General features: G+C 58.6%; 10 protein-coding genes and 2 pseudogenes. 7 read left to right on the forward strand and 5 right to left on the reverse strand.

The window, feature by feature from the left end; all coding sequences use genetic code 11:
* Nucleotides 1–216 precede the first annotated feature (216 nt).
* Both HBR94_RS27235 and HBR94_RS27240 read right to left on the reverse strand, forming a co-directional pair.
* Entirely contained in the window at nt 217–1,710 is a 1,494-nt protein-coding gene (locus tag HBR94_RS27235) for a CoA-acylating methylmalonate-semialdehyde dehydrogenase (RefSeq protein WP_057958254.1), read from the reverse strand.
* 74 nt (nt 1,711–1,784) lie between these two features.
* Complete coding sequence (locus tag HBR94_RS27240; protein WP_057958253.1) at nt 1,785–3,134, reverse strand: aspartate aminotransferase family protein; 1,350 nt, start codon at nt 3,132–3,134, stop codon at nt 1,785–1,787.
* A gap of 125 nt (nt 3,135–3,259) precedes the next feature.
* On the opposite strand from HBR94_RS27240, the gene HBR94_RS27245 reads away from it, so the two are divergent.
* The 6 genes and pseudogenes from HBR94_RS27245 to HBR94_RS27270 all read left to right on the forward strand — a co-directional run bounded on the left by HBR94_RS27245 (nt 3,260) and on the right by HBR94_RS27270 (nt 9,231).
* Nucleotides 3,260–4,180: a LysR family transcriptional regulator gene (locus HBR94_RS27245; protein WP_057437664.1), complete on the forward strand. Its 921-nt coding sequence runs from the start codon at nt 3,260–3,262 to the stop codon at nt 4,178–4,180.
* 86 nt (nt 4,181–4,266) lie between these two features.
* Nucleotides 4,267–5,657 (forward strand): annotated as a pseudogene (locus tag HBR94_RS27250) (nucleobase:cation symporter-2 family protein).
* An 87-nt stretch (nt 5,658–5,744) separates the two neighbouring features.
* Nucleotides 5,745–6,404, forward strand: a complete 660-nt coding sequence (locus HBR94_RS27255; protein ID WP_057437660.1) for a TetR/AcrR family transcriptional regulator — start codon at nt 5,745–5,747, stop codon at nt 6,402–6,404.
* Between the two features lie 13 nt (nt 6,405–6,417).
* Nucleotides 6,418–6,999 carry a YigZ family protein gene (locus HBR94_RS27260; protein ID WP_057437658.1) on the forward strand — a complete coding sequence of 194 codons (582 nt, stop codon included), beginning with the start codon at nt 6,418–6,420 and terminating at the stop codon, nt 6,997–6,999.
* Nucleotides 7,000–7,045: 46 nt separating this feature from the next.
* Complete coding sequence (locus HBR94_RS27265) at nt 7,046–7,732, forward strand: SDR family oxidoreductase (RefSeq protein ID WP_057437656.1); 687 nt, start codon at nt 7,046–7,048, stop codon at nt 7,730–7,732.
* 140 nt (nt 7,733–7,872) lie between these two features.
* Nucleotides 7,873–9,231, forward strand: coding sequence for an 8-oxoguanine deaminase (locus HBR94_RS27270; RefSeq protein WP_115127321.1), 1,359 nt, complete (start codon nt 7,873–7,875; stop codon nt 9,229–9,231).
* A gap of 91 nt (nt 9,232–9,322) precedes the next feature.
* Here HBR94_RS27270 and HBR94_RS27275 read toward each other — a convergent pair whose 3' ends face one another.
* Nucleotides 9,323–10,648, reverse strand: a complete 1,326-nt coding sequence (locus HBR94_RS27275; RefSeq protein ID WP_057958249.1) for an MFS transporter — start codon at nt 10,646–10,648, stop codon at nt 9,323–9,325.
* 59 nt (nt 10,649–10,707) lie between these two features.
* Nucleotides 10,708–11,670 (reverse strand): alpha/beta fold hydrolase, encoded by a 963-nt coding sequence (locus HBR94_RS27280; RefSeq protein WP_120731486.1) that lies wholly within the window; start codon nt 11,668–11,670, stop codon nt 10,708–10,710.
* Nucleotides 11,671–11,802: 132 nt separating this feature from the next.
* Between HBR94_RS27280 and HBR94_RS27285 the strand changes: the two genes are divergently transcribed.
* Nucleotides 11,803–12,738: a LysR family transcriptional regulator gene (locus HBR94_RS27285; RefSeq protein WP_120731484.1), complete on the forward strand. Its 936-nt coding sequence runs from the start codon at nt 11,803–11,805 to the stop codon at nt 12,736–12,738.
* Between the two features lie 6 nt (nt 12,739–12,744).
* On the opposite strand, the pseudogene HBR94_RS27290 reads toward HBR94_RS27285, so the two are convergent.
* Nucleotides 12,745–13,515: pseudogene (locus tag HBR94_RS27290) on the reverse strand (calcium:proton antiporter); the annotation flags it as partial.
* Nucleotides 13,516–13,603 lie beyond the last annotated feature (88 nt).

Consider the following 13,603-nt stretch of genomic DNA (forward strand, 5'->3'; position numbering starts at 1 on the left):
TGGGCTTCGATGAACTGAAGCAACTCGCTGTCGAATTCTGCGTAACTCTTTGTTTACCAAGGAGTTTTCCGTTTCGACTGCGCCGGAAGTGGGGCGAATTATAGACTTCCAGAATCTGCCGTCAACCCCTATTTTCACAATTCTGTCATATCGGTCAAAAAAGCCCCGAAAACGCGAAAGCCGGCCCCCAATGGCCGGCTTTCTATTCATGCAACCTTACAAACTAGGGAACGCGAACTGCGACGCTTCATGGCTGGCACGCTGCGGCCAACGCTGAGTGATCGCCTTGCGACGGGTATAGAACCGCACCCCATCCGGCCCGTAGGCGTGCAAGTCGCCAAACAGCGAACGCTTCCAGCCACCAAAGCTGTGATACGCCACCGGCACCGGCAATGGAACGTTGACCCCCACCATGCCCACTTCAATCTCGTCACAGAACAACCGCGCCGCTTCACCGTCACGGGTAAAGATGCAGGTGCCGTTGCCATATTCATGGTCATTGATCAGTTGCATCGCCGCTTCCAGGCTGTTCACCCGGACGATGCACAGCACTGGGCCAAAGATCTCTTCTTTATAGATGCGCATTTCCGGTGTCACGCGATCAAACAGGCAGCCACCGAGGAAGAAACCGTCCTCATGACCACTGACGCTCAGGCCACGCCCATCGACCACCAGCTCAGCTCCCGAAGACACACCGTCTTCTATATAGCCACTGACCTTGTCCCGCGCCTGCGCAGAAACCAGCGGCCCCATGTCCAGGCCACAGGAAGTACCCGCACCAATTTTCAGCGCCTTGACCTGCGGCACCAGCTTGGCGATCAGAGCATCCGCCACCTGGTCACCCACACACACGGCCACCGAGATCGCCATGCAACGCTCGCCGCAGGAACCGTAGGCTGCGCCCATCAAGGCACTGACCGCGTTATCCAGATCCGCATCCGGCATCAGCACCGCATGGTTCTTCGCCCCGCCCAGCGCCTGTACACGCTTGCCGCGCTTAGTTGCTTCGGAATAGATGTACTCGGCAATCGGCGTCGAACCGACAAAACTCAAGGCCTTGACCTCAGGCGCCTCGATCAGCGCATCCACCGCACCCTTGTCACCATGCACCACGCTCAGTACGCCTTTGGGCAAACCGGCTTCCTGCAGCAACTGGGCGATCAGCAGCGTCGAGCTTGGGTCGCGCTCTGATGGCTTGAGGATGAAGCAGTTACCGCAGACGATGGCCAGCGGATACATCCACAGCGGCACCATGGCCGGGAAGTTGAACGGCGTAATACCTGCCACCACGCCCAACGGCTGGAAATCGGACCAGGCATCAATGTTCGGGCCGACGTTGCGGCTGTATTCGCCCTTGAGGATTTCCGGTGCCGAGCACGCGTACTCGACGTTCTCAATCCCGCGCTTCAGTTCGCCGGCAGCGTCTTCCAGGGTCTTGCCATGCTCTTCGCTGATCAACTGGGAGATGCGTGCTTCGTTCTGCTCCAGCAATTGCTTGAAACGAAACATCACCTGGGCACGCTTGGCCGGTGGTGTGTTGCGCCAGGCCGGGAACGCCGCCTTGGCCGAGTCGATGGCTTGTTGAATGGTTTCACGGCTGGCCAATGGCACCTGGTGAATCACCTGGCCGGTGGACGGGTTGTACACATCGGCACTACGACCGCTGTCGTTGACCAATTCGCCGTTGATCAAATGCTGGATAAGGCTCATGCAAGGCTCCTGAAAAGTTGTCCACAGGCGCGACACGTGTCGCGCCCGACAGTTGTTCTATATAGAAGAAGAAATCAGTCGATCTTGTTCAGCACTTCGCCGACCGCATCGAACAAGCGATCCAGGTCCTGCGGCTTGCTGTTGAAGGTTGGGCCGAACTGCAGGGTGTCGCCGCCAAAGCGCACATAGAACCCCGCCTTCCACAACGCCATGCCCGCCTCGAATGGACGCACGATGGCATCCCCATCACGCGGTGCAATCTGGATCGCACCGGCCAGGCCGTAGTTACGGATGTCGATTACGTTCTTGCTGCCCTTGAGGCCATGCAGCGCATTCTCAAAGTGCGGCGCGACTTCAGCCACGCTCTGCACCAGGTTTTCCTTCTGCAACAGATCCAATGCCGCCAGCCCCGCCGCGCACGCTACCGGGTGCGCCGAGTAGGTATAGCCGTGTGGGAATTCCACCGCATACTCAGGCGTCGCCTGGTTCATGAAGGTCTGATAAATCTCGCTGCTGGCAATCACTGCCCCCATCGGGATCGCACCGTTGGTGACTTGCTTGGCGATGCACATCAGGTCTGGGGTCACGCCGAAGCTGTCTGCGCCGAACATCGAGCCGGTACGACCAAAGCCGGTAATCACTTCGTCGAACACCAGCAGGATATTGTGCTGATCACAAATTTCACGCAGGCGCTTGAGATAACCCTGTGGCGGCACGAGCACACCAGCGGAGCCCGCCATCGGCTCAACGAACACCGCAGCGATATTCGACGCATCATGCAACTCGACCAGCTTGAGCAACTCGTCAGCCAAGGCAATACCGCCCTGCTCCGGCATACCGCGGGAGAAGGCATTGCTCGCCAGCAGGGTGTGCGGCAGGTGATCGACATCCATCATCGCCTGGCCAAAAATCTTGCGGTTACCGTTGACGCCGCCCAGGCTGGTGCCGGCGATGTTTACCCCGTGATACCCACGGGCACGACCGATCATTTTGGTCTTGGTCGCCTGGCCCTTTAGGCGCCAGTACGCACGCACCATCTTCACCGCCGTATCGGCGCACTCGGAGCCGGAGTCGGTGAAGAACACGTGATTCAGGTTACCTGGGGTCAGGTCGGTAATCTTTTCTGCCAACTGGAAGGACAAAGGATGACCGTATTGGAAGCCCGGCGAGTAGTCCAGGGTGCCCAATTGCTTGGCGACCGCTTCCTGGATTTCCTTGCGCGTGTGCCCTGCGCCGCAGGTCCACAGGCCCGACAACGAGTCATAGACCCGGCGCCCCTTGTCATCGATCAACCAACTGCCTTCGGCCCCCACGATCAGGCGCGGGTCGCGCTGGAAGTTACGGTTGGCGGTGTAAGGCATCCAGTGGGCATCCAGTTTCAATTGGCTGGCCAGGGTGGATGGGGCGTTTTCGGGCATGTTCATCAGCAAAACCTCGCAGGGCAAAAGGCAGCGTCGGGATTGAAAAGCGTTGTTGCAGCTAAATTGCCACGGAGATAAAGTCTAAGAAATGCAACTCTTCTAACCTTCAGTCAGGCCTTTACTAAACTATGAGCAGCCGCCGACCCGATCCACTGGCACAAGTCAGCGACTTCGATATCCGTTTGCTGCGCATCTTCCGCAGCGTGGTGGAGTGCGGCGGCTTCTCGGCGGCAGAAACCGTGCTGGGCATCGGCCGTTCCGCCATCAGCCAGCAAATGAGCGACCTGGAACAACGCCTGGGCCTGCGCCTGTGCCAACGCGGGCGCGCCGGCTTCTCCCTGACGGAAGAAGGCCGCGAGGTCTACCAATCGGCACTGCAACTATTAAGCGCGCTGGAAAGTTTCCGCACCGAGGTCAACGGCCTGCACCAACACCTGCGCGGCGAACTGACCATCGGCCTGACCGATAACCTGGTGACCCTGCCGCATATGCGCATCACCCATGCATTGGCGCAGTTGAAAGAGCGCGGTCCCGACGTGCAGATCCAGATCCGCATGATCGCCCCCAACGAAGTGGAACAAGGCGTGCTCGACGGGCGCCTGCATGTCGGCGTGGTGCCCCAGGCCAGCGCGCTGTCGGGCCTGGAATACCAACCGCTGTATAGCGAGCGCTCGCTGCTTTACTGTGCGGTGGGTCATCCGCTGTTCTACGCCGAAAACAAACAACTGGACGACCTGCGCATCAATAGCCAGGACGCCATCGCGCCGACCTTCCGCCTGCCCGCCGACATCCAGGCCCACTATCAAGCGCTCAACTGCACCGCCAGCGCTTCCGACCGCGAAGGCATGGCCTTCCTGATCCTCACCGGGCGCTTCATCGGCTACCTGCCCGACCACTACGCCAGCCTATGGGTGCAACAAGGCCGACTACGCGCGCTGAAACCGGCTACACGCTTTTACGATTTAAGCCTGGCTTCGGTCACGCGCAAAGGCCGTCGCCCTCATTTGGTGCTGGAAAGCTTCCTCGAAAGCCTGGCAGCGACCCGCTGATACGGGCCCCATACAAAACCTGAGCAAGTGGACAGCTTTTTGCAAGGCACAGGGACCATGAACCGTCAGCCCTGAGTCCACATGCCATGCCACCAGAATCCTCCAGCGCCAGCGACCTGATCTACGGCCTCAACGACCGCCCCAAACCATTGCCCGCCCTGCTTGCCGCCCTGCAACATGTACTCGCCAGCTTCGTCGGCATCATCACCCCGCCGCTGATCATCGGTTCGACCCTGGGCCTGGCCGCCCACTTGCCCTACTTGATCAGCATGGCGCTGATGGTTTCCGGTGTCGGTACCTTCATCCAGGCCCGTAGGCCATTTGGGATTGGCGCAGGGATGATCTGCCTGCAAGGCACCAGCTTTGCCTTTCTCGGCGCGGTGTTGTCGGCGGGCTTCCTGGTCAAGCAGCGTGGCGGCAGCCCGGAAGACATTCTGGCAATGATCTTCGGCGTGTGTTTTTTCGGCGCGTTGGTGCAGGTCATGTTGAGCCGGTTTATCGGCCAGTTACGCCGGGTCATCACGCCGCTGGTAACCGGGATTGTCATTACCCTGATTGGCATCAGCCTGATCAAGGTAGGTATCACCGACCTGGGCGGCGGCTTCAATGCGCCGGACTTTGGCGCGCCGACCAACCTGGCCCTGGGCCTGTTCGTGGTGCTGACGATTATCCTGCTCAACCGCTCGAACACGCCGTGGGTACGCCTGAGCGCGATCATCATCGGCCTGCTGCTGGGCAGCGTCGCCGCCTGGTTCAGCGGCAAGCTGGTGCCCCAGCCCCTGCCCGACCTGCCCTTGATCAGCCTGCCGACGCCATTCCATTTTGGTTTCAGTTTCGATTGGAGCGCCTTCCTACCGGTAGCGCTGATTTATCTGATCAGCAGTATCGAAACCGTAGGCGACCTCACTGCCAACTGCATGATCGCCCGCCAGCCCATCAGCGGCCCTTCCTATATAAGCCGGCTCAAGGGCGGCGTGCTCGGAGATGGCGTCAGTTGCATGATCGCTGCCACCTTCAGTGCCTTCCCCAACACCACCTTTGCCCAGAACAACGGGGTGATCCAGTTGACCGGCGTTGCCAGCCGCTATGTGGGCCTGTACATCGGCGTGGTGCTGTTCTCGGGTTGTTTCCACTGATTGGCGCAGTCTTGCAGCAAATCCCCAAACCCGTGCTGGGTGGCGCGACCCTGGTAATGTTCGGCAGTGTTGCCGCCGCCGGCGTGCGCATCCTGGCCCAGGCCCCGCTGGATCGGCGCAGCATGCTGATCATCGCCACCTCGTTCGGGGTCGGACTGGGCATCGCGGCGCAACCGAACCTGTTGCACCTGATGCCAACCCTGGTGCAGAACCTGTTCGATTCGGCCATCACCAGCGGCGGGCTGACGGCAATCGTGTTGTGCCTGCTCCTGCCGGAATCCAAGGCCGCAACACCTGCCGCAAATCCAGCCCTGGAAAGCGATACGCTGGAACCGCTTTGACGCTTTTATCGTATCGGGACTTGTCTGAGGCTTGAGGGTGGGTTATCTGTGCAGCAATCGCATTCATCGATCTGCACGGAAACCTCCATGAGCCTCGAAGTTCCTGCCCACAACAGCCACGCCGGAAAACCCGCCAGCCGCATTCGGCAAAAGAATGAACAAGCGATCATCCAGGCCGCCGAAGACGAATTCGCCCGGCATGGCTACAAAGGCACCAGCATGAACACCATCGCCGCGAGCGCCGGGCTGCCGAAGGCCAACCTGCATTACTACTTCACCAATAAGCTGGGGCTGTATATCGCGGTACTGAGCAATATCCTCGAGCTGTGGGACAGCACCTTCAACACCCTGACCGCCGAGGATGATCCCGCCGAAGCACTGACCCGCTACATCCGCACCAAGATGGAATACTCGCGACGCCAGCCACAGGCCTCGCGGATCTTCGCCATGGAGATCATCAGCGGCGGCGAATGCCTTACCGAATATTTCAGCCAGGACTACCGCACCTGGTTCAGCGGCCGCGCCGCCGTGTTCCAGGCCTGGATAGATGCCGGCAAGATGGACCCTGTCGATCCGGTACACTTGATCTTCCTGCTGTGGGGCAGCACTCAGCATTACGCTGACTTTGCCACCCAGATCTGCCGCGTGACCGGCCGTACCAAGCTGACCAAGCAGGATATGGAAGACGCGGGTAACAACCTTATCCACATTATTCTCAAAGGCTGTGGCATCAAGCCGGCCCTCTGAACGAAGCGACTCAATGCCTTTCACCCTTACGGGCTTTTGCGAATTTCGCGAAGAAATCCGCAAAAGCCGCTTCATCACCTATGCCGCGCCGATTAGCAGCCCGCAAGACGCCCAGGGGTTTATCGAGCAGCACAGCGACCTCAACGCCACACATAACTGCTGGGCCTGGAAACTCGGTGGGCAATACCGCAGCAACGACGACGGCGAACCCGGCGGCACTGCTGGGCGACCGATCCTGGCTGCCATCGAGGCCCAGGGGTTCGATCAGGTCGTGGTGCTGGTGGTCCGCTGGTACGGCGGCATCCAACTGGGTACCGGCGGCCTGGCCCGGGCGTATGGCGGTGGCGCGAATAAATGCCTGCAAAACGCCGAGCGTATCGAGCTGATCAGCCGTGTGCCGTTGAGCTGCGCCTGCGGCTTTGCTGAACTGCCCCTGGTCAAGCTGCGTGTCGCCGAACTGGGCGGCCTGGTGGTAGAAGAAACCTTCACCGCCAATGGCGTGGAGCTACAACTGGCCCTCGGCGAAGCCCATATCGACACCTTGCAAACCCAGTTGGCCGACCTGAGCCGCGGACGAATCCTGCTGCAACGCTGAACCTGATAAGGTTGTTCACTGAACCTCGATGCCATAGGAAGCCTTCATGTCTACGCCAAAAACCGCATTGATCATCGGCGCCTCGCGCGGGCTGGGCCTTGGCCTGGTCAAGCAATTGCTGGCTGACGGCTGGCAAGTCACCGCCACCGTGCGCAACCCGCAAAAAGCCGACGCCCTCAAAGCCCTCGGCCCGGTACAGATCGAGCAACTGGACATGGACGACCAACAGGCCGTCATCGCCTTGAACCAGCGCCTGAAAGCCCAGACCTTCGACCTGCTGTTCGTCAACGCCGGCGTCAAGGGCCCGGCCAACCAGACCCCGGGCCATGCCACCCAGGCCGAAGTCGGCCAACTGTTTTTCACCAATGCTGTGGCACCGATCAACCTGGCCCAGCGCTTTGCCCCGCAGATTCGCCAGGGCAGCGGCGTGCTGGCGTTCATGAGTTCGGTACTGGGCAGTGTGACCATGCCCGACGCGCCGGACCTTGCGCTGTACAAGGCCAGCAAGGCCGCGCTGAACTCCATGACCAATAGCTTCGTGACGCAACTGGGCGAGCAGAAGCTGACCGTATTGTCGCTGCATCCGGGCTGGGTCAAGACCGATATGGGCGGCGAAGGGGCCGACCTGGACGTGGAAACCAGCGTGCGCGGCCTGATCGCCCAAGTGAACGCCTACACCGGCAAGGGCGGCCATCACTTCGTCAACTACAAGGGACAGACCATTCCCTGGTAAGCCAGCAGATAAGCGGTGGATAGACCCCACCGCTCACTCCACGTAAACTTCCCACCTCGCCCTTACCGGCGACCCTGGATCAGCAGACAGGGCAACACTGAGCTGGCAAACCTGAACCCATCATTCAGAGGAGCCGGCCAATGCCTGCGACCCGTATCTGGTTAAAAAACCCCCTCGCGATTTTCACTGCCAACACCCTGGACGCCCGTGGCGGCCTGGTGCTGCAAGACGGTGTGATCGTCGAAGTGCTCGCCCTCGGCCAGCAACCGAGCATCGCCTGCGAACAAACCTTCGACGCCCGCGAGCACGTGGTGCTTCCCGGCCTGATCAACACCCATCATCATTTCTACCAAACCCTGACCCGCGCCTGGGCGCCGGTGGTCAACCAGCCGTTGTTCCCCTGGCTGAAAACCCTGTACCCGGTGTGGGCGCGCCTGACCCCGGAAAAACTCGCGCTGGCCAGCAAAGTCGCCCTCGCCGAGCTGCTGCTCTCCGGCTGCACCACCGCGGCCGATCACCACTACCTGTTTCCCGATGGCCTGGAACAGGCGATCGACGTGCAAGTCGAGAGCGTGCGCGAACTGGGCATGCGCGCCATGCTCACCCGCGGTTCCATGAGCCTGGGCGAAGCCGACGGCGGGCTGCCACCGCAGCAGACCGTGCAGCAGGGCGAAGTGATCCTTGAAGACAGCCAACGCCTGATCCAGCGCTACCACGAGCGCGGCGACGGTGCGCAGATCCAGATTGCCCTGGCGCCTTGCTCGCCATTTTCGGTCACCCCCGAAATCATGAGCGCCAGCGCCGAACTGGCCAACCAACTCGATGTGCGCCTGCACACCCACCTGGCCGAAACCCTCGACGAAGAAGACTTCTGCCTGCAGCGCTTCGGCCTGCGCACCGTGGACTACCTCGACAGCGTCGGCTGGCTCGGCCCCCGCACCTGGCTGGCCCATGGCATTCACTTCAACCCGGATGAAATCGCCCGCCTGGGCGCAGCCGGCACCGGTATCTGCCATTGCCCAAGCTCCAATATGCGCCTGGCCTCCGGCATCTGTCCGACCCTGGACCTGATCGCCGCCGGCGCGCCGATTGGCCTGGGCGTGGACGGTTCGGCCTCCAACGATGCGTCCAACATGATTCTCGAAGCGCGCCAGGCTTTGTACATCCAACGCCTGCGTTATGGCGCGGAGAAAATCACCCCTGAAGGCGTACTCGGCTGGGCCACCAAAGGCTCCGCCAAACTGCTGGGCCGCAGCGACATTGGCGAACTGGCGGTGGGCAAACAGGCCGACCTGGCCCTGTTCAAGCTCGATGAGCTGCGCTTCTCCGGCAGCCACGACCCACTGTCGGCCCTGCTGCTATGCGGCGCGGACCGGGCGGACCGGGTGATGGTGGGCGGTAAGTGGCGGGTGATCGACGGGCAAATCGAGGGCATGGACCTCAAGGCCTTGATCGCCGATCACAGCCAGGCGGCGCGGCAGTTGATCAACGCGTCCTAAGACGGGCCCGGGCCCGAGCTCGAATGCCAAAGCAGCGACCTGGGTCGCTGCTTTGGCACTTGCACAAAACGCAGGGAAAACAGCGCTCTGGTTACAGGTCTTTATGTTTAAGTTTGTCCGGCAACATAAACATCAGGATCAGGCACGCCAACAAGCTGGTGGCGCTGATCACATACAACGCGGGCGTCGCACTCCCCGTAAACTCGATGATCTGACTGACCATCAATGGGCTGACGATTCCACCGAACTGCCCCAACGTGTTGATCAATGCGATACCTCCCGCCGCGGCCGCTCCCGATAGAATCATCGGCGGCAATGCCCAGAATGCGGGGATGGAGGCAATCACGCCACCGCCCAATACGCCCAGGGCAATCACCAGCAACGTCGTATCGTCATCGAAAAAGCCCGCTAACAGAAATCCGATAGACGCCAGCAACAACAGGCCTGCCACGAATTTTCGGCGCTCGCCTGAACGGTCTGACAGGCGTCCAACGGTAATCATCGCAATTGCCCCACAGACGTAAGGCACCGCAGTCAAAAGCCCCAATGTGCCTGACGACTCCACCCCAGTGGAACGAATCAAATGCGGCGCCCAGAAATTAAGGCCATGGGACCCAAGCTGAATGAGAAAATAGAGAAACCCCAACAACAGAAGAATCGGCGATTTCAATGCGCTTCGAAAGGAGTGCTCTACAGAAGACGATTGGTTCTTTTCCGATATTTTTTGCGCCAACCATGATTTTTCGGCCCGCGTCAGCCATTTAGCGTCCTCCACACGATCACAGAGTACATTCAAGACAACGATCCCCAGCACAACGCAGGGAACACCTCCGAATAGAAACAGCCAATGCCACCCGGGAAGACCAAACACGTTATCCATATGTTCTAACAGGAGCCCCGCCAAGGGTGCGCCTATCAGTCCTGAAAATGCCGAAGCGAGGAACAAGTGCGACGTCGCTCGACCTCGAAATGCAGAAGGAAACCAAAGCGTCAGGTAAAATACGACCCCCGGCCCAAAACCCGCTTCCATTGCGCCGATCAGGAAGCGCAGCACATAAAACTGCCATTCGGTCTGGACAAAGACCATGGCACAAGTAGCAATCCCCCAGGACATCATGATCCTGGCAATCCACCTGCGCGCCCCCACCTTGTAGAGCATCAAGTTACTGGGCACTTCGAAAATCACATACCCGACAACAAATAAACTGGCCCCCAGCCCATACACCGAATTACCGAACCCTAACTCGCTTTCCAGCTGAAACTTTACAAAACTGATATTGATCCGATCAAAAAATGCAAAAAAAAAGCAAATTATAATTAATGGCATCAAGCGCCAGGTTATTTTTCTTATCAGTGCCTGGCCCTGAACATCATCCGAGACACTGTCTTGCGCCAACTCTGCCTTTGCAGCCTGCATACTTCCCCCCATTGAGAGATGTAAACCCTCTCAAATTATTATTTTTATTATTCAACGTTTCAAGCAAGACTAACCAACCACTCATCAATCATTCCGGCCACTTGATTGCTGTTAGCATCCATCATCAACATATGACTGTTACCCGACACTCCGACCGTCGGCAACTCCAAGACCCGGGAATCTACCGATTTATTTTGCAGTTGCTCAAAGTACGCCTCACATCTGTGAAGGTAGCTCTCCCACATGACACTTTTATCGCGAATGAAATCCCCCCAAATGGCTAGATGCGGAGGAAGCGTCAGTGCACTTTTGGATAGTTCGGGAACTGCCGATGGCTCGATAGCAACCACCCCTTTCACCGTTCCTGCAAACTCCTGCGCCAGTTGCAGGGCGTAGTAAGCGCCCTGGCTATGCCCGATCAATACACAAGGTCCAATTTTTTCCAGCAAGGCTCTATAGCCGGCAAGTGCCCGGTGATCGGTACCTGCCCAGCGAGGCACGAACTGTTGGCCAAAAACATCCAGGTGCTCCACCGGGAATTGCTGCCCGGGGTAAGCCTGCTCTTCACGGGCCTCAGCGCAGTAACTGGACGCCGGACCGAAGCGGAAATGATGCCATACCGCATCCAGCGTCCGGTGTTCAGGCTTGCCTGCGAGGATCTCGGGATAGGCAGGCCAGGATGCACGTCCACGCTCAAACGCATCGCATAAGCAGGCGTCGTATCGGGCCTTCAGAAAAAACGTCAACCACCCCGGCCGGCCATCCGGTGTGTTTTCCCAACAGGCGCCGGTCAGGCCGCCGCCATGCAGGAAAACCAGTGGATAGGGGGAGCGTGGGTTGCTTTGTGTATACCGCTGGCAATACATCTGGCCAACCATGTGATGCCCATTCATGGACACCCGGATAGGCGCGGCGCCGGGAACCTTGGTCATCAGTTGTTCCGGAAAGCCGTCCATATACACGCGCTCTCCGCCAACATGAAAACCCTCGATAGACTTCAATGCAATGTCCTGGATCGTCATTGTGATTACCTCTGCTTTTTTTAATACACAGCTTGTTTAATCACTTGAGATTGATCCTACTCAGGCTATATTGGAAATACCGTTTTTTGATTGACCCATATTTAAGATATATACCCTATGACAGGCTAACCCATGAAAAATGCCCGAAAGCTCGATATAGGCAGGCTCATTGCATTTGTGACTGTATGCGAAGAAGGCAGTGTGACGGCCGCATCGCGCAAACTGGGCATTGCACAACCTGCTCTTACTGTAACGTTGACCAAACTCGAACAAGCTATTGGTGTGCAATTGTTAACGAGAGATGCCAGAGGGGCTTCGCCGACTGCATTGGGCCAACGTTTTTTAAGCAGCGCTTATGAACTACTGGGCATGGCCGAAATGGCCTACAAAAAAATACATGAAGATTCTGATTTTCCCGAAGGAGAAGTCGTCATAGGCGTGCCCTACTCTTGCGCCAATGTATTGGTCGTCCCACTCCTGACCCGACTGGCAGCCGCCTACCCGGGAATCCGCTTGCGCGTCGTAGAGTCCCCGTCCGCTTATCTTTGGGATTGGCTGAGCGACGGAAAACTGGACATCGCGCTGCTGTTCGACCGCAAATCCTCCACCGAGGTGGTCTGCGAAGACTTCGCCCAGGAAGATCTCTACTTGGTAGGCAGTCACAGCCTGCTCAATCTGCAGGAGATCAACGTCAAAAGGCTCTCGGAGTTTCCGCTGGTCATGGCCTCGCGCCTCAACCGTATTCGCACCCTGTTGGACAATCATTTGGCGGGCCACGACCTCACCCTCAATGTGAGCATTGAAATAGATTCCGGCGAATTCCAGGTGCGCTTGATAGAAACCGGCAACTGGTTCGGTATCCAGGCCGCCAGTTCCGTTGCGGAAAAACTACGCACCCGGCAATTGCAGGCCGCGCTGATAGTCCCTCGGGTTACTCGCACCATCTGCATCGCCCGCCACCGGGGAAAGTTGACGGACCCTTGCGTCGCACGTGTGATTACCGAGTTGAAACAGGAAAGCGACAGGATGTTTGAAAACGGGCTCTGGCCCGCGCGCAAAATCACCTAGCCAGGCCTACACCCCCAGCAGCGACAGCATGATAAAGGTCGCAAACAATACAAAATGGGTCATCCCTTCGATGGCGTTGGTTTCGCCATCGTTGAGGTTGATCGCACTGACAATCAGCGTGATAAACACCATCACCGTTTGCACCGGGGTCATCGCCATCTGAAACGGCTGGCCGGTGTACAGCGCCATGGCTTCCATCACCGGCACCGTCAGAATCACCGTCGACAACGAAGCCCCCAGCGCGATGTTGACCACCGACTGCATGCGGTTGGCCAAGGCTGCGCGCAAGGCGGTCAGAATCTCCGGGGCGGCGGAAATCGCCGCCACCAGGATCGCCGTGATCACCGGCGGCGCCCCCGTGCCCTCCAGGCCAAGGTCCAGGGTCTTGGACATCACCTCGGCCAATGCGCCAATCACCACCACACCAAACACCAGGGTCGCGATGGAGAACGTCAGGTTGACCGGCGAGGCGTGCTCTTGCGGCGATGGCTTGCGACGTTTTTCCGGATAGCTGTAGCTGAAGAAGTAGCTGTGTGGCCCCACCTGCATACGCAGGAACAAGGCATACAACACCACCATCGCACCGATGGTGAAGGCCGAGTAGATTTTCCAGTCGGCCTCGGGGATAAATTCCGGCACCACCATGGACACGCCCATGGCAGTCAAGATCATCACGCTGTAGGTCCGCGCCGAATCATCATTGTAGGACTGCTCCCCATGCTTGATGCCGCCCATCAACGCAGCCAGGCCAAGGATGCCGTTGATATCCAGCATAAGTGTTTTCTAGACATATTAATGGGTATACCAAACCTATACTCATTAAAATCAATGGGTTACGAGCCTTTTTTGACACTGAAAATTTGAC

This window comes from Pseudomonas sp. WS 5412 (assembly GCF_012985615.1).
GTDB classification, from domain to species: Bacteria; Pseudomonadota; Gammaproteobacteria; order Pseudomonadales; family Pseudomonadaceae; genus Aquipseudomonas; species Aquipseudomonas shahriarae.